We start from the raw sequence: 24,437 nt of genomic DNA, 5'->3' as shown, positions 1-24,437 counted from the left end.
TAACCGAGGGGCGCGAGCGCCCTGTGCGCCTTTGTGGTAGCCGGAACTACCAGAAAGGCGCACAGGGGCGTTGGGCCTTAGCTTGCCTGCTTGGTGGAGCGACCGTTGTCGGCGTATTCGTAGAAGCCCGCGCCGGACTTCTTGCCGGTCAATCCGGCTTCGACCATACGCAGGAGCAGCGGCGGAGCGGAGTACAGCGGCTCCTTGAACTCTTCGTACATGGAGTCGGCGATGGACTTGACGGTGTCGAGTCCGACCAGGTCCGTCAGAGCCAGCGGACCCATGGGGTGCGCGAGGCCGAGAACCGTTGCCTTGTCGATGTCTTCCTTGGTCGCGAAGCCCGACTCGACCATGCGGATCGCCGAGAGCAGGTACGGCACCAGGAGTGCGTTGACGACGAAGCCGGAGCGGTCGGCACTGCGGACGACCTGCTTGCCGAGGATGTCGCTGGCAAAAGCCTCGGCGCGCTGCGAGACGGAGGCACTGGTCTTGAGCGTCGTCACCAATTCGACGAGCGGCAGAACCGGAACCGGGTTGAAGAAGTGCATGCCGATGACTCGCTCGGGACGCTTGGTCGAGATGCCGAGCTTCATGATCGGGATCGACGACGTGTTCGACGCGAGAACCGCATCCGGGTCCGTCACGACCGCGTCGAGCTCGGCGAAGATTTCGCTCTTGATCTTCTCGTCTTCGACGACGGCCTCCACGACGAGCTGGCGGTCCGCGAAATCTCCCAGATCGGAGGTGAAACGCAGACGCCATGCGGCCTGCTCACGCTCACGTTCTGTGATCTTTCCGCTGCTCACGCCGCGGTCGAGCGAACGCAGGATGCGTGAACGCCCGGCTGCTGCAAGCTCGCGAGTCTGCTCGAAGACCAGAACATCGACATGTGCGCGGGCGCACACCTCGGCGATTCCGGCACCCATGATTCCGGCGCCGATAACGCCGACGCGCTGAATTTTTTCGCTGGTCACGTCAGCTCCTTGTTTGTCTCGTGGAGTTTGTCTGGTGAAGGTGTTGCAAAACAAGCACTTCGAACTGCGTCGACGCTGGTGGCCGACGCAATCGGAACTGCCTTGAAGACGAGAGAAAGTAGTGCGGTGATACAAGCAGGGGAGAGACCCGAAGCCGAGCCTCTCCCCCACCCGAAGTCAGTTCTTAGTGGAACTGTCCCTCTTCGGTGGAGCCCTTGAGAGCTGCCGTCGAGGTGTTGGGGTCAACGGTGGTGGCGATGGTGTCGAAGTAGCCGGCGCCAACCTCACGCTGGTGCTTGATGGCGGTGAAGCCACGCTCTTCGGCAGCCTTGAACTCGCGCTCCTGCAGGTCGACGAATGCCGTCATGCCTTCGCGGGCGTAGCCGTAGGCAAGGTCGAACATGCCGTAGTTGAGCGAGTGGAAGCCGGCCAGCGTGATGAACTGGAACTTGAAGCCCATTGCGCCGAGCTCCTTCTGGAACTTCGCGATGGTCGCGTCGTCCAGGTGCGCCTTCCAGTTGAAGGAAGGGGAGCAGTTGTAGGCCAGGAGCTGGTCCGGGAATTCGCTGCGAACGGACTCGGCGAACTTCTTTGCAACCTCGAGATCCGGCACGCCGGTCTCCATCCAGATGAGGTCTGCGTACGGTGCGTAAGCCTTGGCGCGAGCGATGCAGGGCTCGATGCCGTTCTTGACGCCGTAGAAGCCTTCAGCCGTGCGGGTTCCGTCGAGGAACGGGCGGTCGCGCTCGTCCACGTCGGAGGTGATGAGGGTTGCAGCCTCAGCGTCGGTGCGGGCGATGATGACGGACGGAACGTCCGCAACGTCGGAAGCCAGGCGAGCCGAGGTCAGGGTGCGGATGTGCTGCTGCGTGGGGATGAGCACCTTGCCGCCGAGGTGGCCGCACTTCTTCTCCGAAGCGAGCTGATCCTCCCAGTGGACACCGGCAGCGCCGGCGCCGATCATGGCCTTCTGCAGCTCGTAAGCGTTGAGAGCGCCACCGAAGCCGGCTTCGGCGTCGGCAACGATCGGAGCGAGCCAGTTGCTGACGGAGGTGTCACCCTCGGTCTTGGCGATCTCGTCTGCGCGCAGCAGTGCGTTGTTGATGCGACGAACGACGGTCGGAACCGAGTTGGCCGGGTAGAGGCTCTGGTCCGGGTACGTGTGGCCCGAGAGGTTAGCGTCGCCGGCAACCTGCCAACCGGAGAGGTAGATGGCCTTCAGGCCGGCGCGAACCTGCTGCACAGCCATGTTGCCGGTAAGTGCACCGAGGGAGTTGATGTAGTCCTCGTTGTTCACGAGATCCCACAGGATCTCGGATCCGCGACGAGCGAGGGTCTGCTCCTCGACGACGGTGCCCTGGAGCTTGACGACCTGATCGGCCGTGTAGTTACGAGTAACGCCCTTCCAGCGAGGGTTGGTGTCCCAATCCTGCTGGAGCTCAGCTGCGGTCTTCGGGGTGCCGGTGGTCGACATCAAGACTCCATCTCTTTGATCTGCTGGTCCGGCCTGTTGTGAGCAGTACGTGCGTACTACTTCACATACTTGCCAGGCCCTTCTTGTGTACTTACCGAGAATGGCACATCGAAAAAGTGCCGTCTACCTGTTGCTAATGCCAATCTTCGCTACCTTTTCAACACACTTTGCTAAGTCTGTGAAGATTCCTACGCGGCTGGTACTACCCAATCGGACAGGTTCCGTACTGGCGAGTAGGAAAGAAACCGCAGGCTGTGAACGAAATGCACTCAACTCTGCCGCTTGCGAATTCCGGCAGTTCGCACGCCACTCGGAACAGGCCCGTCCGCTACTTCGGAGCCAACTTCACTACCCGCGAGTGACCGCAATCACTCCTCGGCAACAGCCTTCGCTAGGACAATTCCGGGATCTACCCCTGGGAAAGCCGGAGACAACCCGTTCGCCGGCCATATGCTGTCGAACCATGACTTGTCGTTCGACGCCCCCGACCGGGCGATAAAGCGGTGCCCGACAACTATCAGCGGCCACCGAACAACCAGGCATGGTCGCAATCCGGTCCACAGCCGCCGCAGTTGGGCTACCGAGCCGCGCCGCAGTCGTATCCCCCGCCCCAGGGATTCCCGCCTGCACCGCCACGTGGAAATCCGCCGCCGCGTCGGCCCGGCTGGGTGATTCCGGTATCCGTAATCGGAGTCATCACTGTGTTGGCTCTCTTCGGCGGGCTTGCCTGGGTCCTCTGGCCGAAGGACGTCCCCAACTCGGCCGCCGGTGGCGCCGCCCACACCACCATCAGCGCCGCGAACACACCCGGCACCACGACAACCGCTCCCAGCACGACATCCCCGACGACCACACGCGCCGCGAACTTCCCGGCCGGTGCGTCCGCCTGCCCCGGCGGGCAGCCGGCCGGAAGTTACAAGGAGTCCGCGACAAGTGGGGGCAAAACTTCATGTGAGTTTGCCGAGGCGGTTCGGATCGCCTACGGGAACTCCGGTGCAACCGGTGCATCCAGCACCGTGTCCGCACGTAGTCCGGTGACCGGCAAGGAGTACACGATGGCATGCAAGGTGACCTCCGGCATCGTCACCTGTACCGGCGGAGACAACGCGGTTGTGTACTTGCGCTGACGGGCGCAATTGCGGCATCGACAACCCGGTGCGTGTCGTTCCAGTGTCGCACTTACGGATCCTCCGATAGCGTGACCGCATGCCTCTGTACGAGTTTCGCTGTACCGGCTGCGGCCCGCTCGAGCGGTCGTTCGCGATGGCCGAAGTGCCCCAGTCGATTACTTGCCCCCAGTGCAGTCTCGAGTCCAAGCGGGTGGTCTCGTCTCCCCGGTTGAGTCACGCGTCGTCGGCCGCGATGGGTCTACTGGACAGCACTGCTCGATCGGCTCACGAGCCTGCCGTGGTCAGTGGGTCGCTACCCGGCCGCGGCCGGCAATCTGCCCCGACGACGTCCAATCCGTTGCACCGCAAGCTACCTCGCCCCTGAGCGTCCTCACCGCGCGTCCTCGCCATGAGGCCCGATCCGACACGAAAGTCCTGCCGCCACGAGTTTTCCGTTTCTTCGAGAATGAGGAGTGCATATGCCTGAACTGCTGTTTCCACTCGATTCCGCCAAGAAATTCACCGACCAGGCAATCGTCGGCCACAATCGGTGGCACCCGGACATCCCAGCGGCGGTGACAGTGAAACCCGGTGATGCGTTTCGTGTCCATTGCCGCGAATGGTTCGACGGCGCAATACACAACGACGACTCGGCCGACGACATTCTCAATGCACCACTGACCACGGTCCACACGCTGTCCGGCCCCTTTGCCGTCGAAGGCGCGAAGCCCGGCGACCTCTTGATCGTCGACATCTTGGATATCGGGCCTATCCCCCAAGAAGATTCGGGTCCGTTGGCCGGCCAAGGCTGGGGGTACACGGGCATCTTCCCTCGGAACAACGGCGGCGGCTTCCTCACCGAACAGTTCCCCGATGCGTACAAAGCCGTCTGGGATTTCTCCGGCCAAACGGCGACGTCGCGTCACATTCCGCACGTCTCGTTCACGGGCATCGTCCACCCGGGACTCATGGGCACGGCTCCGTCGGCAGCCTTGCTCGCCAAGTGGAATGCCCGCGAGGGCGCCCTCATTGCCACCGATCCCAATCGGGTTCCCCCGCTTGCACTTCCGCCCGAGCCCCGCGATGCAGTACTGGGAACCTTGACCGGTGACGAGTACACACGCGTGGCCGGCGAGGCGGCTCGTACCGCTCCCCCGCGTGAGAACGGCGGAAACCAGGACATCAAGAACCTCACCAAGGGCAGCCGAATCTTCTATCCGGTGTTCGTGGACGGTGCGAATCTGTCGGTCGGCGATCTTCACTTCTCCCAGGGCGACGGTGAGATCACTTTCTGCGGTGCCATCGAGATGGGCGGCTTCATCGATCTTCGTGTGGACATCATCAAGGGCGGAATGGATACCTACGGCGTTTCCGAGAACGCCATCTTCATGCCGGGCAACACGGATCCGCAGTATTCCGAGTGGCTTGCGTTCTCGGGCACTTCCGTCACGTTGGACGGCGAACAGAAGTACCTGGATTCACATCTGTCCTACCAGCGTGCGTGCCTGCATGCGATCGAGTATCTGACCAAGTTCGGGTACGCGCCAGAGCAGGCGTACCTGCTACTCGGCGCGGCGCCGATCGAGGGCCGCCTGTCGGGTGTCGTGGATATCCCCAACTCGTGTTCGACGGTCTATCTCCCGACTGCGATCTTCGACTTCCCCCTTGCACCCTCGTCGAGCGGGCCGTTCCAGATCGATCCCGGAATCGGCGCCCCTCGATCGGAGAACAGGGTCTAGGCCTCCGGCCCCGTGAGTGGTTAGGGAGTGCCGAGGCTCCTCAACCACTCACGGGGGCGGAGCCCCTGTGCGAAGACTGCGAACCCACCTTTGCGAAGCCGGACTGTCACTCGTATCCTGGGAAAATGTCGAAAACCTTTGTCGGTGTCCGGCTCCGCCAACTGCGGACCGAGCGCGGGTTGAGTCAGGCTTCGCTGGCCAAGACGCTCGAGATCTCGGCAAGCTATCTCAATCAGATCGAGCACGACGTCCGGCCACTCACCGTGCCGGTGCTCCTGCGAATCAGTGAAGTCTTCGGTGTCGACACCACCTTCTTCTCCCCGCAGGACGACACACGCCTGATCGCGGAAATGCGTGAAGTTGCCCTCGATCAGGAGATGGGTATCGACGCCGACGCCCACGAAATCGCGGAGATGGTCTCCACCCACCCGGGCCTGGCCAAGGCGATGGTGAACATGCATCGCCGCTTCCGGAACACGACGGCGCAGCTCGCCGCAGCCACGGAGGACCGTTTCTCGGACGGCAGCGGCAGCGGTTCGATCACCATGCCGCACGAGGAAGTGCGCGACTACTTCTATCAGCGACAGAACTACATCCACGATCTCGACACCGCGGCCGAAGAACTCACTGCCCGGATGCGCTTTCACCGTGGCGACGTCGCCGGCGAGATCGCCAGACGCCTCGAGTCCGTCCATGACGTGCAGATCGTTCGACGAGTCGACTTGGGCGAGAACATACTTCATCGCTACGACCCGGACACCAGGGTCCTGGAAATTTCCGCACGACTCTCCGGCGGGCAACAGGTCTTCAAGTTCGCGACAGAACTCGCATACCTCGAGCATGGCGACCTGCTCGACTCGTTGGTGGCCGAGGGCAACTTCACCAGCGAAGCGTCGGTCTCCCTGGCGAAGCTTGGTTTGGCCAACTATTTCGCCGCGGCCACCGTGCTGCCCTACAGCCAGTTTCACGAGGTTGCCGAGGACTTCCGGTACGACATCGAGCGCATGTCCGCCTTCTATTCCGCGAGCTACGAGACGATCTGCCACCGCCTCTCGACCCTGCAGCGCCCCAAACTTCGCGGGGTTCCGTTCATGTTCGTGCGTGTCGATCGTGCCGGAAACATGTCGAAGCGTCAGTCCGCCACCGGATTCCACTTCTCCACCAGCGGCGGTACGTGTCCGCTGTGGAACGTCTACGAGACGTTCTCGTATCCGGGCAAGATCATGCCTCAGATCGCACAGATGCCCGACGGCCGCCGATACCTCTGGGTTGCTCGCACGGTCGAACGTCGAGCGGCTCGATACGGACAGCCCGCAAAGATCTTCGCCATCGGATTGGGATGCGAGATTCGACACGCCCACCGACTCGTCTACAGCGACGGTCTGGATCTGGACGAGTCGAATCCGGGAACGCCGATCGGCTCGGGCTGCCGTGTCTGCGAACGCCTCAATTGTCCGCAGCGTGCCTTCCCTCCGTTGGGTAAAGACCTCGACATCAGCGAGCACCGGAGTTCGATTTCGCCGTACGTTATTCGCTGACCGCGCTAAAGCACGTGGTCGCGTAGGAACGCGACTGTGCGATCGAACGCGACCATCCCGTCCACGGTGTCGAGGTCGAACTGATATTCGTGGTCGAGTGCAGGCTCGTGATCGTCCGGGTAGAACAGTGCATCGACCTCGACGCCCAGATCGGCGAGCCGTTCTGCCATGGGTTTCGACTGGCTGGCGGTCAGTGGGTCGACATTTCCGCCGGTGATGAACGTCGCTGGAAAGTCCGAGGTCACATGACCCAGTGTCGACATCTGACCCACTGCAGTCGACCCGTCGAAGTCCCTCGTTCCGAGGTACCCCCACAGCGATTGCTTGTCGACGCCCCAACCGAAGTACTTCCCCTGTGACAGCAGCGGTTTCAGATCGAAGACCCCACAGTCGAGGACAACTCCGCGTGTCTGCTCGGGACGTAATGCCGGCTCCACACCCATTTCCGACGCGTAGTCAGGGCTGGTCATGACGGTCGCCAACTGACTGGACAACTGCGCGCCTGCCGAATCTCCCGCAAGAAAGAGGTTGGTCGAATCGACATGCAACCTGTCCGCATTGCTCACGATGAATCGATACGCGTCGTTCAGCTGATTCACTGCGGTGGGGTAATACGCATCTGGTCCCAGTGAGTAGTCCACCGAAATCACAGTGAAGCCTTGATTTGCCAACAGTTTGTAGTAACCGTCGGCATCAGTTCTCGATCCTGATATCCAGCCACCGCCGTGCACCCAGACCACCGTGGGTAGCGCCGAAGTGGACTCCGACGGGTAGTACACGTCGAGTTGTGCATCGTCGTCGCCTTCGCGGTACGACTGATCGAGAATCGAGACGATTCCTGACGGTGCATGCCTGTCGAGTTGTGCGTGAGTCGATTCGGAGCCACCCGCCGACATCCACCGTACGAGGAGAACTCCTGGCCACGGACTGACGAGTGCCGCGGTTACCCCGGACAGCAGAATGACGACGAATACCGCCGCGGTTCCGACAATGCGCCTTCGCCGTCTGTCGGGGGAAGACGCGCGCACAACAACTCCTGGGGTCGGATCGGATTCACCCAGGCTAGACCAAAAGGACTAGTTGAGAATTCCCTGGCAACGCACCCGCGGAGCTTTGTCCAAAATGACCATTTTCGCAGTGGTTCACCACAATCCGACATTTAGCCGGTATGAGCCTCGAGAAACTGAACCGTGCGATCGAGCGCAGTGAGACCGTCGGCATTGTCCAGATCGAACTGATACTCGTGACCGAGCGCCGGAACGTGATCGGCCGGATAGAACAGTGTGTCGACCGCAACTCCCAACCCGGTCAATTTGTCAGCCATCGGTTTCGACTGAGAATCCGTCAACGGATCGGCGTTGCCGCCGCTGATGTAGGCAGGCGGAAATCGATCGGTGACGTAGTTCAAGGTCGACATCTGATCCGCTGCGTCGGTACTCATGAAGTCACGCACGCCGGTATACGCCCAGAGGGACCGATCAACTCCCCAACCGATGATGCCGGGTCCGCCGACCATGTTCCCGACGTCGTAGATTCCACAGTTCAGGATTACTCCACGTAACTGATCCGGCCGCAGCGACGGGACCACGCCCACACGGTTCGCATAGGCGGGATCAGTGATGAGAGTGGCGAGCTGACTCGAGAGTTGCGCTCCCGCAGAATCACCGGCCAGAACGACCGTCGTCGGATCAACATGCAGCCGTTCCGCATTCGCGACGACGTACGCGTGAGCGTCGTTGAGCTGCCGCACTGCAGTCGGATAGTAGTGCTCGGGTCCGAGTGAGTAGTCCAGGGACACAACGGTGTAGCCACGAGAGGCCAGCAACTCGTAGTACGGCGCGTAGTTGGACTTGCTTCCCGAGATCCAGGCACCTCCATGAGTCCAGATCACCGTAGGCAATGCGGTCGTCGTCGCTGCGGGAAAGTAGACATCCAGGTATGCGTCGTCGTCATCGGCGCGGTACTGCTGGTCCTTGATCGAGTCGACGCCTTCGGGCGCGTGCTTCTCGAGCGCCTCGGTGACTTTCACGGCATCACGATCGAAGACCCATCGCACGGTGAGTGCGCCAGGTCTCGGGCTCAGAACGAAGGCCAGAACCACGGCTCCGACGAGAACGAACACAATTGCCAGAGCCCACAGCAAGCGCCTGCGCCACCGATGCGGTGAAGGGTTCGTCATCGGGTTTCCTTCACTCTCGGCACAATGTCCGGATCAGCGTAACGCGAAGCCGGTACCGCCAAGTGCGATCAGCCGAGTTCAGCGATCCGCCTCTGCGCGAGTGCCTTGACTTCACCCTTGGCTACTTTGCCGCCTGCCGCCATCGGCAATTCGGCGACCGTCATCACGTACTCGGGTATGTACTCGCGGGTCACTCCTCGGCTCTGCAGCCAGGCGGTCAGATCCTCCGAACTCAGATCGTCATCGGCGGACACGACGACCGCACAGACCTTCTCACCGAACAGCGGATCGTCGACCCCGACCACGGCGACCAACTCCACCGAAGGGTGCGCGCGCACGTACTCCTCGACTTCGACCGCGGAGATGTTCTTGCCGCCACGAATGATGATGTCGGCTTTGCGCCCGACCACACGCACCCGTCCTGTCTCGTCGATCTCGACGATGTCGCCGAGAAGCATCCAACCGTCATCGGTGAACAACTCGTCGTTCGCATCGGTGTCCCCCCAATAGCCCTGACACATCAGCGGTCCGTTCACCCCAGGCTGACCGCGGCGGATGGAGCCGGTCATTTCCTTTGCCGCATCGTCGAATACACGAACTTGCATGCGATCGATGACGTGGCCGCACGTCTTCAGTCGGGTGTCGGAATCGTCCGAAACCGTCGTCACCGAGACGGCGCCGGTTTCGTTCGATCCGTAGAACTGCAGGACAGCCGCTCCGGTACGTTGTTCGAATGCCAGCGCCTCCGAATAGGGCACGGCTTCACCACCGGTGAACATGAAACGAAGTGACGAGAGATCGGCCGATTCCGCGGCCTCCGAACGCAACAGCATCTTGAATTGTGTACTCACACAATTCAAAGCAGTCACCCGTTCGCGCTCGATCAACTCGATCATCACCGAAACGTCGAAGCGTTCCATGACGACATTGCGAGCACCGAGTAGTGCCGGCAGGAAATGCGAAGTCCAGAGGCCGAATCCGAAAGGTGCTGGAACCGCGCCGAGGAACACCTCATCCGAACCGATCGCCGCCGCCTCGGCGGCAATCTCGGAGAAACCAACCCAACGATCCTCGGTTTGTGTGACCAGTTTGGGTAGGCCCGTTGTGCCGGAGGTCGAGTTCAGCATCGAAACGGCTGACGTGACAAAACACGGACTGGTTGCGGGGAACTGCTTTAGCTCGACCGGCAACGAGGTGAGTTCGCCGTTTGCGCTCACGCGTTCGAAACTCACGTCGGCGCGTTCGTCGGCGAAGACGACGTCCAGTCCGGGATGCTCTGCCCGCAGACTCGCCACGAGTTCGGCGGTATCGACGCCGCGCAGCGTGCGAGTGGTGACGAGTACGGAGGCTTCCGAGCGGGCGATCAGATGAGAGATCTCGCGAATGCCCGAGCGCGAACCGATTCCGACGGCGACGCGGCCGGTACGAAATGCTGCGCAGAGAGCCGCATGGAATACAGCGGTGTCGGGGAGCAACACGGCTACATGTCCGTATCCCTCACCAGCTAGATCCAGCGCCGACGCGATCGCATCGGCAGCCGCGTCGTACTGCTTCCACGACACCCTCGATTCCGGAGTGACAAAGGCGGTTTCGTCCGGGATGGTCTCAGACCAATGCCTGACCATTTCGCTGATGCTGACGCCGGCGAAGCGGTCCGGATTCGTGGCGAATTCACCGACGGTGAAGTCGAGTGTCTTCGTTTCAAGCATGATCGTCGATCATCTCCCGTCGGCGCTGAGGACGCCCATCGATTGTTTGTACGCGTTGTCCAGTGTGGATGCGGAATCGCATTCGCGGACGAGTTCGCCGCGCTGCATGACATATCCGCGGTCGACAACCGATTTCAGTGCAGTAAGTGCCGGTTCCGTCACGATGACGGTCACACCCTCGGCGGCCAGACCCCCGACCAATGCTCGCAGCTCCGCGACGATTTTCGGTGCCAGTCCTGTCATCATCTCGTCGAGGAGCAACACCTTCGGGGTTTCCAGAAGGGCCCGCCCCAGAACCAACATCTGCTGCTCACCACCGCTGAGGACCCCGGCATAACTCTCCGAGCGTTCACGCAGGATCGGGAACCTCTCGAAAGCTGTTTCCACGGCTTCGGCTTTCAATCCCAGCAGGTCTGCGCCGACGCGTAGGTTCTCGCGAACGGACATTCGCATGAACAGTTGCCTGCCTTGGGGAACGTAGGCAAATCCGCTGCGGACACGATCCAGTGCCGATAATTTCTGGATCTCTCGACCATCGAATTTGATTGTCCCGGTGGCGGGAACCGAGCCGTAGATGGATCCCGCCAAGCTGGTCTTGCCCGCACCGTTCGGCCCGACGATCGCTGTCACTTCACCGGCGGGGGCGACAAGGGAGACTTCCCGGACGGCGACAGCGGATCCGTATCGAACTGTGACTCTGTCGAGTTCGAGCATGTCAGGCGCCTTCCTCGTATTCGGAACCGAAATAGACTTCTCGCATCGCGTCGCTGGCCAAGCACTCCTGCGGTGGTCCGTAGAACGCCACTGATCCGAAATTGAGCAGCACGATCTTGGTGGCGAGCGCCGCGATGAGATCGACGTTGTGATCGACCAGGACTACTCCCTTGCCCTGCGCGGCAATCGATCGCACGGCACCGGAGATGGCAGCGATGCCGTCGTGATCCGCACCGGCAAACGGTTCGTCCAACAGGAGGACTTCGGGTTCGGTCGCCATCGCCCGCGCCACCTCGACCAGACGCTGCGCGCCCAAACTGAGATCCCCGCAAGCACTCTCGACGTCGGTGACCGAGTATCGCGCAGCAATCTCTCGGGCCCGCTGTGCTGTCCGGTCCCAGTTCTCGAAAGGTCCTTTGATCGCCCACCACAGCGAGTGCAGAGGTGAGGTGATCTTGTGCCCGTACAGTCCCGGGATGATGTTGTCGACGGCGTCGAGTTCCGCCGCGAGCTGCGGATGTTGAAACGTGCGCGAGAGCCCTTGCCGTGCACGGCGCTCCGACGGCCCGGTCAAGGGAGCACCGGCGAGCGCGACGGTTCCGGAGTCTGCTTGCTGTGTGCCGAAGATGCAGTCCACCAGTGTGGTCTTGCCTGCCCCGTTCGGGCCGACCAGGCCGATCACCTCTCCCGGTCCGACGCTGAACGAGACATCGTCGACAGCGCGGACGCCGCCGTAGGACTTGTGGAGCCCGCTCACTTCGAGTAGCCGAGTCATCGATTGCCACGCTCCTTGTACAGACGGTTCATTCGACCCAGAACGTTCTGACTCCACCCGATCACCCCACCAGGCGCGACGATGAGGATCACCAGGACGGCTCCGGCAAGCAGGAGTTCGCCACTTCCCTGGTACCCGGGCATGTTCAGCGTCACGATCACCACGATCAATGCACCGAGCGGAGCACCCCACGCCGAACTGCGACCGCCGATGATCGGCATGAAGATCGCAAGGAAAACAATACTGAGAGTGAAGGTTTCAGGAGTGACAGCTTGCACCGACACGGTGAACAGCGATCCGCCGGTCGACGCGATCGCGGCACCGATCGCCAGCGCCACAACGGTCAGGTGCGCAGGATTGACGCCGGAAGACCGTGCGACATTACGATTGTCGCGGGCAGCTTGCAACATCAGCCCCCACACCGATTTCCGGAGTCGATCGACAGCGACCGCGATCAGACACACGAACAAGATCGCGAACACGACCAATGCGTAGCGCAGTGGCACCCAGCCGAACATCGTCACAGTCTCGACGCCCGAGATCCCGGCCGATCCGCCGGTGAAACTCGGCCCGTCGATCAACCAGTGCTCGAAAGCGATACCGAACAACAAGGTCACCGCGGCAAGGTAGAAGCCGGAGAGTTTCTGCGTTGCCAAGCTGAGGAGTACTGCAACCGCTGCAGCGGCGAGGGCGCCGAGAATCCATCCCCACCACATCGACAACCCGGTCCGAACCGAGATCAGCGCAACGGCATACGCGCCGATCGCCGCATACGCGCTGTACGCCATCGACAGTGATCCCGCGAGCACGAATGGCACGTACATGCCGAGTGCGATCAGCGAATACGTCGCAGCGAGGAACACCAGATCCTGCCGGTACAGACTCGGCCCCATCCACAGCAGCACGGCAGCAACCACGACCACGGTGATCAGCGCTTCTCGTGACAGGGCGAGCATCCTCGTCCGGGAACGGCCGGATGTAGTGGGCGGATTTGACGTCAGCGGACTGGTAGAAAGCGAGGCCATCAGACGCGAACCTTCCTCGAGAGCAAGCCTTCCGGACGGAAAGCGAAGAACACCAGGGCAATCAGCAGAATCGCGGTTTGCGCAGCACTCGCACCGAAGTAGTACGGGGCGAATACCTGGACGACGCCCAACACCATTCCGCCGATCAGCGGAGCCCAACTCCGGCCGGTACCACCGATGACGAGTGCGATGAATGCCGTCAGCGTCCAGGACAGACCGCTCGTGAACTGAACACCGGCCTTGGGAGCGAACAGAAGTCCGGCGACGGCGGCGATCACACCCGCGAGGGTGAACGCGATGAGGCGTACCCGATCCACCAGCAAGCCCAGGACTCGGGCGGCATCCGGATTGTCGCCGACGGCGCGAAGCAGACGGCCCGAGGTGGACCGGTTCAGCCACAGTCCGATACCGACGAAGATCACGGCAGTTCCGACGACGAGTACAACGGTCGAACTGTCGACGGTGGCACCGAGCACCGATATCGGATCGAAGTCGAAGATCTTCTGTCCGGGAAGTGGTGTTCGGCCGAAGACCGTGCCGGCGAGCTGCTGGATCCCGAACAGTACTGCGGTCACCGCCACCAACGCCGGTAGTTCCCCACGACCCGAACGCTTCTGAACCTGTTTGACCACAAGCTTTTCCGTCAGGATCGACAGCGCCACCGCTACCGCGATCCCCAGCGGCATGGCAATCCAGAGAGCGAGCCCGTAATTGATCGCGACCCAACTCGACGCCATGGCCGCAGCCATCGCGTACGGGCCCATCGCAAAGTTGAAGAAATCGGCGCCGACCACCACGAGATACATTCCGAGGGCTATCAGTGAGAAGAATGCACCGATCTCGATGGCTGCGAGCCACAGTTGTGCGTCTGTCATGTCAAGGCTCCTCGGTTATCCGCACGGGGGTTGGTAGGAATCCCACGGATGGGCCGGCTTGTTGTCCTCACCGAATTCGACGAGCACCAGTCCGCAGAGGCTGTCCGGAGCCAGGTGATCCTGGGAAGAAAACGACAGTGTCAATCCGTCCTGGCCGAAGCTGGCGGGAAGTGCCGAAACCTGTTGAAGAGCATCACGAACGGCCGTCCGATCTCGGTGGTCGCCGGCAATTTCGATTGCCTCGGCCAACATCATGACGGCGTCGTACGCCTGTGCGTCGTAGGCGGTCAGTTGATAATCAGGCCCCTTCACCGCCTGCACCTTGCGACGCAGTTCGGCGGTTCTCGGGTTGTTCTCACTGAGCGAGCCCATGTACACCATGCCGCTCAACGCCTTCGGGTCCGCCAAAGCCCAAGATGCGGGCTGGTTTCCGATGGAAGCGAGTGAGAAGCGTTGCGTCTGCGGGGTGACCTTCGACAAGGTGTTGTGCGCGAGGATTTCGAAGTGCCCGCCGATACTGGCGACCAGAATCGCGTCCGGTTCGGTTTCCGCGAGACGTGAGACCTGTGCGGTGATGTCCGCGGCATCGACCGGCGCCTTTTCGACGCCCGTCACTCTCGCGCACTTCTCGAGCGCCGGCCGCAGGGTCTTGATGATTCCGTCGATGGACGCACTCGCGTCACCGAGAATTCCCAGGGACTTATACCCCATCTTCTCGAAAGCCCCGCAGTACACCTGGGCGTACTGCTTCAACGAGTTCGGAATCATGAACGAGAAGTCGTTGTCGGGCGCCGAGGCAAAGGCGTCGCTGAGAACGACCGGAGCTATCGCAGGAATCTTCGACTGCTGGAGAATCGACTTGGCCTGCAGCACCGACCCGCTGCCCGTGGCGAGGATGACCGCACTGGACCCGTGATCGACCAACTTCCGAATGATCGACGGGGTCTTGGTGGGACTGCTCTCGTCGTTCTCGACAACCAATTCGACTTGCTTACCGTTGATTCCGCCCGCCTGGTTGATCAGGTCGACGGTCATCCGCACCGTCTTGCCGGCGATCGTGCTGTACGACGCACCGGGCCCGGTGGAGTCCTCGTCCAGACCGATGACGATGGTGTCTTCGGGAATGACACCGGCAGATGCGCACGCGCTCGCCCCGAGGACCACTGCCGCGCAGACGGCGATCGCCTTTCCGAGTCTCACATCGAACTCCCGTCCAAACTGTGCTTGGTAGATCAAACAAGCGCTTGATTTACGAGTGTGGACAGAAGTATGCACTGGGTCACACTGATAGTCAAAATCCGAACTACACGCGCAGGAACTGCGGTGTTACGGCTTCTGCAGCTGCCGGATCGACGAGCTGAGTTCGCGAATGACGGACTTCAATTCGTCGACATCAGAGCGGAGTTCGGCAAGGTCCGAGTCGGGAGATTCGGTCTGCGCTTCCTTCTTCGCCGTGCGCCGCGCAATGCGTGCCACCGGCTCGCCGTCGACGGAACGTGCGGCAAAGCCGTCCAGGAAAACCGAAATCAGATTGCGCTGCAGATCTTCGGCCAATTCGGAAAGCTGCGGGCGATACTGCGCGACGGTGGACCAGACGGATTCACGCAGGAGACGGTGAAACTGTTCGGGATCGATGTCTTCCCGAAACTCCGCGTCGGCAATTCCGCGAGCGATAGCCGATCGCCAGTAGCTGTGTGCCTTCTGAACCAGGATGGTGATGGGCGCGTCCGCCGGTTGCGACGAAAGTATGGCTTCTCCCTGATAGACCTCCGTGGCATACGGGTGATCCACCGCCGAGGCAAAAGAGACCGACACCATCGTGGCCAGGCGATTTCGAGCCGAACCTTCCGGTTCGATCGAGTCCTCGTACCGGACGTTGAGATCTTCGAGGAACCGGACGACGATCTCGTTGGCTATCGCATCCTTGGAGTCGAAGTAGTGATAGAGGCTGCCGGAGAGGATCCCGACTTCGTCGGCGATGTCTCGCACCGTCGTCGCGGCGATCCCCCGCTCACTGAACAGCTTGGCCGCATGAGCGAGTATTTCGTCCCGTCGGGTCGAGCGCACGAGAAGATCCTTCCGACGTTCCGATCGTCAAGCGAGTGCTTGATCAATTTCTCGTCGATGCTAACACCGCACCCTCGCTGACCTGCGGTGTGAGGTCCTGGACACCCAATCGAAACACCGGACACACACTTGTCACCGACAGTCATTCCACCGCAACAACTTCCACCTACTCTGTGCACTCGACGAATACAGCGTTGTATACGCACTCCGGATACAGATCTGTCAGAGCCATTGTCTGCCAGAGCCATCGACACGAAAGGCCCGTACATGCGAACCTTCTCGAAGCGCACCCTTGCCGCGCCGGCCGCTCTCGCCGCGCTGGGCTTGGTTCTCACCGGCTGCGGAAGCAAGGCAACAGACACCGCATCGGGAGATTCGACGGCTACGTCGTGCGTCGACACCTCGGGGGACACGATCAAGGTCGGTTCCCTGAATTCACTCTCGGGCACCATGGCCATCAGTGAAGTGACGGTCCGCGACTCCATCTCGTTGGCGGTGCAGGAGATCAACGATTCCGGCGGTGTACTGGGTAAGAAGATCCAGATCGTGGCAGAGGACGGCGCGTCGGAGCCGACAGTGTTCGCCGAGAAGGCCGAGAAACTGATCAGCAGCGATTGCGTCGCAGCAGTTTTCGGTGGCTGGACCTCCTCGAGCCGCAAGGCCATGCTGCCCGTGTTCGAGGACAACAACTCTTTGCTCTACTACCCGGTCCAGTACGAGGGACTGGAAGATTCGAAGAACATCTTCTACACGGGCGCAACGACCAACCAGCAGATCATCCCGGCTCTGGATTACCTGAAGGAGAAGGGCGTCAAGTCGCTGTATCTGGTCGGCAGCGACTACGTGTTCCCGCAGACCGCCAACCGCATCATCAAGGCGTACGCGGCAGCGAACGGCATCGAGATCAAGGGCGAGGATTACACGCCTCTGGGTTCGACCGACTTCTCCACCATCGTGAACAAGGTCCGCACAGCCGACGCCGATGCCGTGTTCAACACACTCAACGGCGATTCCAACGTTGCGTTCTTCCGTGAATACTCGAATGTCGGCCTGAAGCCCGCCGACATGCCCGTCGTCTCCGTCTCCATTGCGGAGGAAGAGGTCGGCGGTATCGGAGTCCAGAACGTCGAAGGCCAGCTGACGGCGTGGAACTACTACCAGACCATCGACTCCCCCGAGAACAAGAAGTTCGTCGAGGCGTACAAGGCGAAGTTCGGCCAGGACAAGCCCACGTCCGATCCGATGGAAGCGGCATACACCTCCGTCTACCTCTGGAAGAACACCGTCGAGAAGGCCAACTCGTTTGCGGTCAAGGATATTCAGGACAACGCCGACGGTGTGACCTTCCAGGCGCCCGAAGGACTCGTCACCATCGACGGCGACAACCACCACATCACCAAGACTGCCCGGATCGGCGAAATCCGTTCCGACGGACTGATCTACACGGTCTGGGATTCGGGACAGCCGATCGAGCCGGATCCGTACCTGAAGAACTACCCCTGGGCTGAGGGGCTCGGTAGCTGATCGACAAAAGGCGGAATTGACGGAATCGACGAGTAGAGAGGTGGAGCGTCTGTCATGGATGTTGTGATCGGGCAGCTGTTCACGGGTTTGAGTATCGGATCGATTCTCCTGTTGGCAGCGTTGGGGTTGTCTCTCACGTTCGGGCAGATGGGTGTCATCAACATGGCACACGGCGAGTTCATCATGGCCGGCTCGTACACCGCATACGTAGTTCAGCAGGTGATCTCGAATGCAACGGGATCGTTGATCATTTCTCTGCTCGTCGGTTTCATCGTCGGCGGACTGATGGGTGTCGTGCTCGAAGTGGTCCTGGTATCGCGGATGTACCACCGACCCCTCGACACGCTGTTGGTGACATTCGGCGTCGGATTGATCCTTCAGCAGTTGGCGCGCGACATCTTCGGCGCGCCGGCAGTCAATGTTTCGGCGCCGAGCTGGCTTTCGGGCGGGGTCGATATTTTCGGCGCCGTGGTGCCGAAAACCCGCATCTTCATTCTGGTGTTGGCGATCGCAGCGGTGATCGCACTTTCGGTCGCACTGAAGCAGTCGTCGATGGGTAGACGCATCCGGGCGGTCGTCCAGAATCGCGATCTGGCCGAGACGAGCGGAATCTCCTCTCGTCGTACGGACATCACGACCTTCTTCCTCGGTTCCGGGCTCGCCGGCGTCGCGGGTGTCGCGTTGACGCTCATCGGTTCCACCAGCCCGACCATCGGCCAGTCCTATCTGATCGACGCCTTCCTGGTTGTTGTCGTCGGCGGTCTCGGTCAGATGAAGGGAGCCGTGATCGCAGCCTTCGCCCTCGGCATCTTGAACTCGTTCATCGAGTACTCGACGACAGCGTCGATCGCGAAGGTGATCGTGTTCGTCATCATCGTCGTCTTCCTTCAAGTTCGGCCGCAGGGCCTGTTCGCAGTCAAGACGAGGAGCCTCGTATGAGCATCCTGAACAATTCCCGAATTCGGGTGTGGGGCGGTTTCGCACTTGCCGCGATCGTGCTGTTCGCCGTCGCTCCGGCTGTGCTCTCGGACTTCAGGCTGTCACTGTTGGCCAAATTCCTGTGCTTCGCCATAGTCGCTGTCGGTATCGGTTTGGCTTGGGGCAGAGGCGGAATGCTCACGCTCGGCCAGGGGGTGTTCTTCGGGATCGGCGCATATGTGATGGCGATGCACCTCAAGATCGCCGATGCCGAACTCAAGGGCGACGCGGTCCCGGACTTCATGTCCATCGCCGGCAAGACCGAACTGCCGGGATACTGGCAACCGTTCGCCTCGCCATTCGTGGCGATCTTCGCCATCCTTTTCCTGCCGGCCGCTGTTGCCTTTCTCCTCGGACTCGGTGTGTTCAAGCGGAGAGTCAAGGGCGCGTACTTCGCGATCCTCTCGCAAGCACTCGCCGCGGCTTTCGCGATCCTCTTGATCGGCCAGCAGTCGATCGGTGGCAGCAACGGCCTCAACCGCTTTCGCACGTTCTTCGGTTTCAACCTCAACGATCCGGCGAACAAGCAGATGTTGTTCTTCATCGCCGCCGGAGTTCTTCTCGCATCGGTCGCTCTGATTCGCCAGCTGATGAACTCCCGATACGGCGAACTCCTCGTCGCCGTCCGCGATCAAGAGGAGCGCGTACGTTTCCTCGGATACGATCCGGCGAACATCAAACTGGTCGCCTACGTGACCGCGGCGTTCCTCGCCGGTATCGCCGGTGCGCTGTTCGTTCCGATCGTGGGCATCATCTCCCCCGCCGACGTCGGGATCGTTCCGTCAATCGCCTTTCTCATCGGGGTCGCGATCGGTGGCCGCGCAACGCTTCTGGGTCCGGTACTCGGTGCGATCGGCGTCGCGTGGGCGCAGTCGACATTCTCGGAGAAACTCCCTTCGGGATGGATCTACGCACAAGGGTTGATGTTCATCGTCGTGGTCGGGTTCTTCCCGGCAGGTGTGGCCGGATTGTTCGCCCTGATGCGCCACCGCAAGAAGCGTGAGACCCCGGCCGACCCGCCGGTCAAGGTCTCCCAACCCGAACCAGTGGAGGTGTCGTCATGACCAACACAACCGCCACCAGCGAACCCACACCGGCACTGGGTGGCAACGCCGGAATGTCGTCCGAGTACCTCGAAGTACGGAATCTTTCGGTCAGCTTCGACGGTTTCAAGGCCGTCGACGGCGTCGACTTGACCCTCATGCAGGGCGACCTGAGGTTTCTCATCGGCCCGAACGGGGCTGGAAAGACAACGTTGGTCGACGCCATCACCGGACTCGTTCCCGCGACGGGTTCCATCACGAAGTCCGGCGAGCAACTGCTCGGCAAGAAGGTTCACAAGATCGCCCGCCTCGGCGTCGGGCGAACCTTCCAGACGGCAAGCGTCTTCGAAGAGCTCTCGGTGCTGCAGAATCTCGACATCGCGGCCGGAGCCGCCCGATCACCGTGGAACCTGCTCAGAAAACGCAAAGGTGTGCTTCCCGAGATCGAAGAGGCGCTGGAGACAACCGGGTTGGAGCACCTCAGGGACACCGCCGCAGGCATTCTGGCGCACGGACAGAAGCAGTGGCTCGAAATCGGAATGTTGTTGGTACAGAACTGTTCCGTGCTCCTGCTCGACGAGCCCGTCGCAGGCATGAGCCTCGAGGAGCGCGAGGAGACCGGGAACCTTCTGCGGCGCATCGGCGGTGCGCGAACCGTCGTCGTAGTCGAGCACGACATGGACTTCATGCGATCCTTCGCCACGTCCGTCACAGTGCTCGCCGCTGGGAAAGTGCTTGCCGAAGGAACTGTGGCGGAGGTCCAAGCCGACCCCAAGGTGCAAGAGGTCTACCTCGGCACAGCCGCTGCCGGAACCGATCTCGGCGCCGACACCGAACCGACCCCGGAGGACTGAATCATGCTCGAGCTCGTCGACATCCGCGCCGGCTACGGACGCACCGAAGTGATCCACGGCGTATCCCTGCTGGTTCCCAGCGACGGAGTTGCGGCAGTCATGGGTCACAACGGTGCGGGTAAAACCACCTTGCTGCGCGCCGCCGTCGGTCTGATCAAACCTACACGGGGAAAGGTACTTCTGAACGGTGAGGACATCACCGGTCTACGGCCGAGCGCCCGCGTCGCTCGCGGACTTGCCTACGTACCCCAGGGCCAGCAGTCGTTCGGACAACTGACAACTGCCGAGAATCTTCGGGTGGTCGCCGACGGGCGCAAACGCGGAAAGGCACTCATCGCAGAGGCATTGGATCTGTTTCCCGCACTCACCACGCTCCTCGACCGTCGCGCGGGACTTCTCTCCGGTGGGCAGCGACAACAGCTTGCCATCGCTCGCGCCCTGATCACCGAGCCCAAGATCCTCATTCTGGACGAGCCGACCGAGGGCATTCAACCCAACGTGGTCGCCGAAATCGAAAGGACCGTCATGGAACTCACCGAACGCGGCGATCTCGGTGTCCTCCTCGTAGAGCAGCACATCGGTTTCGCGCTCCAATCTGCGCAGCATTACAGCATTCTCGCGGCGGGACACGTGACCTCGACCGGTGAGGGCGGCACCACGTCCACCGAGGCGGTTCGTCGAGCGATGGCAATCTGACATGAGTGTGCGCCCGCCGCTGCGCGAGCAGGTCTATCGGTCGATCCGGAACGATCTGATGTCGGGTCAGATCGCGCCATCCGAACGACTCGGCGAAGAACGGTTGGCTCATCTCTACGGTGTCTCGCGAACACCGGTGCGCGAAGCGCTCGCGAAGTTGGAATCCGACGGGCTGGTCGAGCGCGACGAACATGGACTCTTTCCGTACCGACCGCACCTCGACGAGTTGGGTGGCCTCTACGAGCTGCGCATACTCCTCGAAGTGCACGGGCTTCGGCGGGTACTAGACGGTGAGGCCCCCGCTCATGATCGAGACGCGCTCGGTTCCGAACTCGACAAGTGGTACACATTTCTCAAACAGATGCCGGTACCGGACGCCGGCTTCGTGACGCTCGACGAGGAGTTCCACATCGCGCTCCTCGCCTCGTCCGGAAACCACGCGTTGGTCGACGCCTTGCAGGCCGTCAACTCGAAGCTGCGCCCCGTGCGGATGTTCGACTACCTGACTCCCGACCGTATGAAGGCCACCGTGGAGGAACATATCTCCGTCGTCGAACTGGTGCTGGACGGCAAGATTCCGCAAGCACACGAGGCACTGGTGTCGCACATCGACATCTCTCGTGCGGTTGTCCTCGACCGCGCTCGGCAGGCCCTCTCGTTGGCCGCCATGGCCAACGCTGTGCGGAACTGATCGAGCGGGAGTCACCGCCCCTCCGAAAATCGCACTTGCTCAGCGTGGGAAGGCTCTCGGAAATAGGAATGGACTCACAGCGGTTGCACCTCACAACGACGCTTGCGTTCTATTCGCTGAGAAAGGCACCACATTCATGGCCGTCCCACTTTCCATCCTCGATCTCGCCCACATCGGCGACAACGAAACCGCCAAAGACAGCTTCGACGCCAGCGTGACCTTGGCGCAGCGCGCCGAGCAGTGGGGTTACAAGCGAATCTGGTATGCCGAGCACCACAACATGGGTTCCATCGCGTCTTCGGCCACCAGCGTTCTGATCAGCCACGTCGCCGCGCACACCAGCAAAATCCGCCTCGGCGCCGGTGGAATCATGCTGCCCAACCACGCGCCGCTGACGATCGCCGAGCAGTTCGGCACCCTTGAGACTCTGCACCCGGGTCGCATCGATCTCGGTCTCGGTCGCGCGCCCGGTAGTGATCAGAAGACCATGCAGGCTTTGCGACGCGACCCGAGTTCTTCGGACAGCTTCCCGCAGGACGTACTCGAGCTTCAGGGCTACCTCGGCGACACTTCGCGCGTCCCCGGAATCAATGCCGTTCCCGGTAAGGGCACTCACGTTCCGCTCTACATTCTCGGATCGTCACTGTTCGGAGCCAAGCTCGCCGCGATGCTCGGCCTGCCGTATGCATTTGCCTCGCACTTCGCCCCCAACGCCCTGCGCGACGCCGTCGCGATCTATCGACGCGAGTTCAAGCCGTCGGAGCAGTTGGCGGAGCCGTACGTCATCGCGGGCGTCAACGTCATCGCCGCCGACACCCATGAGCAGGCTCAGCAGGACTTCCTCGCGGCCAAGCGTTCGCGCGCCAGCCTTCTTCTCGGACGCGGACGCAAGTTCACGGACGACGAAGCGGACATGCTGCTCGACTCCCCCGCGGGTCAGCAGGTTCTGCAGATGACCAAGTACAGCGCCATCGGCACGCCCACGGAGGTCCGCGCCTACCTCGACGAGTTCACCGAGCATGCACAGGCCGACGAGCTGATCACGGTGTCGACCGGCACCAACCGCGAGGCTTGGTTGCGCACGTTCGAACTCCTCGCCGACGTGAGCGATCTGGTACCCGCCTAAGCTGCCGGTATGGGCGATCCATCCCGTCGCGGGTTCATCTCGGTACTGGCAGTTCTACTTTCGACGGGTTGGGCCGCCAACCACTTTGCTTCGCTCATCCCGGTTCTCCGGGTGGACGAGGGCCTTTCGCATACCGTGCTCGACGGTGTTTTCGGTATCTACGCGCTCGGACTCCTACCCGGCCTGTTGACCGGTGGAGCACTGTCGGATCGCGTCGGCCGAGCTGTAGTCGTCCTGCCCGGAGCGCTCATAGCCTCGCTCGGAACCTTGATTCTTCTTCTCTGGCACGACGCGCCCGGGCTCATGGTCGGGCGCCTCGTTGTCGGTATCGGTGCCGGTCTGGCAATCGGCGCCGGCACCGCGTGGGCGGCTGACCTTCGCGGCAAGTCCGGAACCGTGATGGCGGGCGTAGTACTCACCTCGGGTTTTGCACTGGGACCACTGTTTTCGGGTCTGTTGGCACAATTTGCCGCCTTCCCACTCGCTACGCCCTTTGTCGTCTCGGCCGTCTTGTCGGTGGGTTCGGTTACCGCGGCAGCTGTGTGGAGTCGTACACCTGTTCCCGTAGAAGCCGCGACCATCACACCCGTCCCAGACGGCGCGGAGCGCTCCGTCGCAAATGCGCCAGACGGCGCGGAGCGCTTCGTCGCAAATGCGCCAGACGGCGCGGAGCGCTCCGTCGCAAATGCGCTGCTCTGGGCACTTCCGTTGGCTCCATGGGTGTTCGCCAGCGCAACAGTGTCTTTCGTGACCATGACGGCCAGGCTCGGGGACCGCTACTCAGGTCCTCTCCTTCCGGGTTTCGCGGCGGCGCTGACTCTGGGTGCTGGAATCCTGGTTCAAACCGCTGCGCGCCATCGCAATTGGGGTCCTCAGGCCGGCACGACAGGCGCCGCACTGGCGGCACTCGGATACTGCCTGGTCGCAGTCGGCGGCGCGCACCCCGCGCTCGGGTTGTTCATCGTCTGCGCGCTCGTCCTCGGTACGGCCTACGGACTGTGTCTGCGTGAGGGACTGCTCGACCTCGAGTCGCTGGCTCCCCCGGCCTCGCGGGGCGCCCTGACCGGGATCTTCTACGTCGGCACCTATCTCGGATTCGGACTGCCGGTGCTACTGGTTGTCATCGAACCCACGATGGGTCCGTCGCTGCCGTTGGTGATCCTCGCCGCTGTTGCCGCCGTCGTTGCCGTGGTCCGATTCCGTCGATTGCGGTCGACCCAGGCTTCCGCGTCACATCCGCGTCTCGAGGTCGCATCGGTCTGAGCGTCCATTCGGACGGAGTTGGCGGTACTTGCAGTCGCAGCTACCCGGCGGTGTTAGCGTCGGAGGACCAGAAGGTCACTGCGT

At 61.7% G+C, this 24,437-nt stretch carries 23 protein-coding genes; 12 read left to right on the top strand and 11 right to left on the bottom strand.

Going from position 1 to position 24,437, the window contains the following annotated elements:
* Positions 1–77 precede the first annotated feature (77 nt).
* Positions 78–974, bottom strand: a complete 897-nt coding sequence (locus tag QRN54_RS05900; RefSeq protein WP_003941541.1) for a 3-hydroxybutyryl-CoA dehydrogenase — start codon at positions 972–974, stop codon at positions 78–80.
* Positions 975–1,158: 184 nt separating this feature from the next.
* Complete coding sequence (aceA, locus tag QRN54_RS05895) at positions 1,159–2,448, bottom strand: isocitrate lyase (RefSeq protein WP_003941533.1); 1,290 nt, start codon at positions 2,446–2,448, stop codon at positions 1,159–1,161.
* A gap of 503 nt (positions 2,449–2,951) precedes the next feature.
* Here aceA and QRN54_RS05890 point away from each other — a divergent pair.
* The 4 genes from QRN54_RS05890 to ramB all read left to right on the top strand — a co-directional run bounded on the left by QRN54_RS05890 (position 2,952) and on the right by ramB (position 6,834).
* Positions 2,952–3,575: a serine/threonine protein kinase gene (locus QRN54_RS05890; RefSeq protein WP_223304378.1), complete on the top strand. Its 624-nt coding sequence runs from the start codon at positions 2,952–2,954 to the stop codon at positions 3,573–3,575.
* 79 nt (positions 3,576–3,654) lie between these two features.
* Positions 3,655–3,942: an FmdB family zinc ribbon protein gene (locus QRN54_RS05885; RefSeq protein WP_037129638.1), complete on the top strand. Its 288-nt coding sequence runs from the start codon at positions 3,655–3,657 to the stop codon at positions 3,940–3,942.
* A gap of 94 nt (positions 3,943–4,036) precedes the next feature.
* Positions 4,037–5,296 carry a formamidase gene (gene fmdA, locus QRN54_RS05880; protein WP_042923284.1) on the top strand — a complete coding sequence of 420 codons (1,260 nt, stop codon included), beginning with the start codon at positions 4,037–4,039 and terminating at the stop codon, positions 5,294–5,296.
* Between the two features lie 125 nt (positions 5,297–5,421).
* On the top strand, positions 5,422–6,834 hold the full coding sequence (gene ramB / locus QRN54_RS05875; protein WP_003941547.1) for an acetate metabolism transcriptional regulator RamB: 1,413 nt from the start codon (positions 5,422–5,424) through the stop codon (positions 6,832–6,834).
* 5 nt (positions 6,835–6,839) lie between these two features.
* Here the strand turns inward: ramB and QRN54_RS05870 are convergent, their stop codons facing one another.
* The 9 genes from QRN54_RS05870 to QRN54_RS05830 all read right to left on the bottom strand — a co-directional run bounded on the left by QRN54_RS05870 (position 6,840) and on the right by QRN54_RS05830 (position 16,178).
* Positions 6,840–7,862, bottom strand: coding sequence for an alpha/beta hydrolase (locus QRN54_RS05870; protein WP_285181735.1), 1,023 nt, complete (start codon positions 7,860–7,862; stop codon positions 6,840–6,842).
* Between the two features lie 131 nt (positions 7,863–7,993).
* Positions 7,994–9,013, bottom strand: a complete 1,020-nt coding sequence (locus QRN54_RS05865) for an alpha/beta hydrolase (RefSeq protein ID WP_285181734.1) — start codon at positions 9,011–9,013, stop codon at positions 7,994–7,996.
* A 68-nt stretch (positions 9,014–9,081) separates the two neighbouring features.
* Positions 9,082–10,722, bottom strand: coding sequence for a class I adenylate-forming enzyme family protein (locus tag QRN54_RS05860; protein ID WP_285181733.1), 1,641 nt, complete (start codon positions 10,720–10,722; stop codon positions 9,082–9,084).
* A gap of 9 nt (positions 10,723–10,731) precedes the next feature.
* Positions 10,732–11,436 carry an ABC transporter ATP-binding protein gene (locus tag QRN54_RS05855; RefSeq protein ID WP_285181732.1) on the bottom strand — a complete coding sequence of 235 codons (705 nt, stop codon included), beginning with the start codon at positions 11,434–11,436 and terminating at the stop codon, positions 10,732–10,734.
* A 1-nt stretch (position 11,437) separates the two neighbouring features.
* Complete coding sequence (locus tag QRN54_RS05850; RefSeq protein WP_007735383.1) at positions 11,438–12,211, bottom strand: ABC transporter ATP-binding protein; 774 nt, start codon at positions 12,209–12,211, stop codon at positions 11,438–11,440.
* Positions 12,208–13,236: a branched-chain amino acid ABC transporter permease gene (locus tag QRN54_RS05845; protein WP_285181731.1), complete on the bottom strand. Its 1,029-nt coding sequence runs from the start codon at positions 13,234–13,236 to the stop codon at positions 12,208–12,210. Before QRN54_RS05845 ends, QRN54_RS05850 begins: the two co-directional genes overlap by 4 nt.
* Positions 13,236–14,111 (bottom strand): branched-chain amino acid ABC transporter permease, encoded by an 876-nt coding sequence (locus QRN54_RS05840; RefSeq protein WP_285181730.1) that lies wholly within the window; start codon positions 14,109–14,111, stop codon positions 13,236–13,238. Before QRN54_RS05840 ends, QRN54_RS05845 begins: the two co-directional genes overlap by 1 nt.
* A 15-nt stretch (positions 14,112–14,126) precedes the next feature.
* The gene (locus QRN54_RS05835; protein ID WP_042452925.1) at positions 14,127–15,311 is read right to left on the bottom strand and encodes an ABC transporter substrate-binding protein; all 1,185 of its coding nucleotides are present in this window, start codon (positions 15,309–15,311) and stop codon (positions 14,127–14,129) included.
* A 126-nt stretch (positions 15,312–15,437) separates the two neighbouring features.
* The gene (locus QRN54_RS05830) at positions 15,438–16,178 is read right to left on the bottom strand and encodes a TetR/AcrR family transcriptional regulator (protein ID WP_003941474.1); all 741 of its coding nucleotides are present in this window, start codon (positions 16,176–16,178) and stop codon (positions 15,438–15,440) included.
* Positions 16,179–16,445: 267 nt separating this feature from the next.
* On the opposite strand from QRN54_RS05830, the gene urtA reads away from it, so the two are divergent.
* From urtA to QRN54_RS05790, 8 genes are all read left to right on the top strand, one after another.
* On the top strand, positions 16,446–17,702 hold the full coding sequence (gene urtA / locus QRN54_RS05825; protein WP_019744446.1) for an urea ABC transporter substrate-binding protein: 1,257 nt from the start codon (positions 16,446–16,448) through the stop codon (positions 17,700–17,702).
* Between the two features lie 54 nt (positions 17,703–17,756).
* Positions 17,757–18,641: an urea ABC transporter permease subunit UrtB gene (urtB, locus tag QRN54_RS05820; protein ID WP_042452920.1), complete on the top strand. Its 885-nt coding sequence runs from the start codon at positions 17,757–17,759 to the stop codon at positions 18,639–18,641.
* Entirely contained in the window at positions 18,638–19,744 is a 1,107-nt protein-coding gene (gene urtC / locus QRN54_RS05815) for an urea ABC transporter permease subunit UrtC (protein ID WP_007735392.1), read from the top strand. The genes urtB and urtC overlap by 4 nt, the downstream gene beginning before the upstream one ends.
* Positions 19,741–20,577, top strand: a complete 837-nt coding sequence (gene urtD, locus QRN54_RS05810; protein ID WP_285181729.1) for an urea ABC transporter ATP-binding protein UrtD — start codon at positions 19,741–19,743, stop codon at positions 20,575–20,577. The genes urtC and urtD overlap by 4 nt, the downstream gene beginning before the upstream one ends.
* 3 nt (positions 20,578–20,580) lie before the next feature.
* Positions 20,581–21,273, top strand: coding sequence for an urea ABC transporter ATP-binding subunit UrtE (gene urtE / locus QRN54_RS05805; RefSeq protein WP_003941544.1), 693 nt, complete (start codon positions 20,581–20,583; stop codon positions 21,271–21,273).
* A gap of 1 nt (position 21,274) precedes the next feature.
* Complete coding sequence (locus QRN54_RS05800; RefSeq protein ID WP_063314792.1) at positions 21,275–21,964, top strand: GntR family transcriptional regulator; 690 nt, start codon at positions 21,275–21,277, stop codon at positions 21,962–21,964.
* Positions 21,965–22,100: 136 nt separating this feature from the next.
* Positions 22,101–23,090, top strand: a complete 990-nt coding sequence (locus QRN54_RS05795; protein WP_285181728.1) for an LLM class flavin-dependent oxidoreductase — start codon at positions 22,101–22,103, stop codon at positions 23,088–23,090.
* A gap of 9 nt (positions 23,091–23,099) precedes the next feature.
* The gene (locus QRN54_RS05790; RefSeq protein ID WP_285181727.1) at positions 23,100–24,353 is read left to right on the top strand and encodes an MFS transporter; all 1,254 of its coding nucleotides are present in this window, start codon (positions 23,100–23,102) and stop codon (positions 24,351–24,353) included.
* Positions 24,354–24,437: the final 84 nt, after the last annotated feature.

This window comes from Rhodococcus sp. MEB032, assembly GCF_030208925.1.
GTDB lineage: Bacteria > Actinomycetota > Actinomycetes > Mycobacteriales > Mycobacteriaceae > Rhodococcus_F > Rhodococcus_F qingshengii.
Note: the sequence above shows the minus strand (reverse complement) of the source record. Positions and strands in the feature narration are given on the sequence as shown.

What these genes read in the sequence shown, in the direction of transcription:
- QRN54_RS05795 (WP_285181728.1), top strand. Translation starts at nt 22,101, where the DNA reads ATGGCCGTCCCACTTTCCATCCTCGATCTCGCCCACATCGGCGACAAC.
- QRN54_RS05850 (WP_007735383.1), bottom strand. Translation starts at nt 12,211, where the DNA reads ATGACTCGGCTACTCGAAGTGAGCGGGCTCCACAAGTCCTACGGCGGC.
- QRN54_RS05800 (WP_063314792.1), top strand. Translation starts at nt 21,275, where the DNA reads ATGAGTGTGCGCCCGCCGCTGCGCGAGCAGGTCTATCGGTCGATCCGG.
- QRN54_RS05885 (WP_037129638.1), top strand. Translation starts at nt 3,655, where the DNA reads ATGCCTCTGTACGAGTTTCGCTGTACCGGCTGCGGCCCGCTCGAGCGG.
- QRN54_RS05840 (WP_285181730.1), bottom strand. Translation starts at nt 14,111, where the DNA reads ATGACAGACGCACAACTGTGGCTCGCAGCCATCGAGATCGGTGCATTC.
- urtA (WP_019744446.1), top strand. Translation starts at nt 16,446, where the DNA reads ATGCGAACCTTCTCGAAGCGCACCCTTGCCGCGCCGGCCGCTCTCGCC.
- aceA (WP_003941533.1), bottom strand. Translation starts at nt 2,448, where the DNA reads ATGTCGACCACCGGCACCCCGAAGACCGCAGCTGAGCTCCAGCAGGAT.
- fmdA (WP_042923284.1), top strand. Translation starts at nt 4,037, where the DNA reads ATGCCTGAACTGCTGTTTCCACTCGATTCCGCCAAGAAATTCACCGAC.
- QRN54_RS05790 (WP_285181727.1), top strand. Translation starts at nt 23,100, where the DNA reads ATGGGCGATCCATCCCGTCGCGGGTTCATCTCGGTACTGGCAGTTCTA.
- urtC (WP_007735392.1), top strand. Translation starts at nt 18,638, where the DNA reads ATGAGCATCCTGAACAATTCCCGAATTCGGGTGTGGGGCGGTTTCGCA.
- QRN54_RS05845 (WP_285181731.1), bottom strand. Translation starts at nt 13,236, where the DNA reads ATGGCCTCGCTTTCTACCAGTCCGCTGACGTCAAATCCGCCCACTACA.
- urtD (WP_285181729.1), top strand. Translation starts at nt 19,741, where the DNA reads ATGACCAACACAACCGCCACCAGCGAACCCACACCGGCACTGGGTGGC.
- ramB (WP_003941547.1), top strand. Translation starts at nt 5,422, where the DNA reads ATGTCGAAAACCTTTGTCGGTGTCCGGCTCCGCCAACTGCGGACCGAG.
- urtE (WP_003941544.1), top strand. Translation starts at nt 20,581, where the DNA reads ATGCTCGAGCTCGTCGACATCCGCGCCGGCTACGGACGCACCGAAGTG.
- QRN54_RS05860 (WP_285181733.1), bottom strand. Translation starts at nt 10,722, where the DNA reads ATGCTTGAAACGAAGACACTCGACTTCACCGTCGGTGAATTCGCCACG.
- urtB (WP_042452920.1), top strand. Translation starts at nt 17,757, where the DNA reads ATGGATGTTGTGATCGGGCAGCTGTTCACGGGTTTGAGTATCGGATCG.
- QRN54_RS05865 (WP_285181734.1), bottom strand. Translation starts at nt 9,013, where the DNA reads ATGACGAACCCTTCACCGCATCGGTGGCGCAGGCGCTTGCTGTGGGCT.
- QRN54_RS05855 (WP_285181732.1), bottom strand. Translation starts at nt 11,436, where the DNA reads ATGCTCGAACTCGACAGAGTCACAGTTCGATACGGATCCGCTGTCGCC.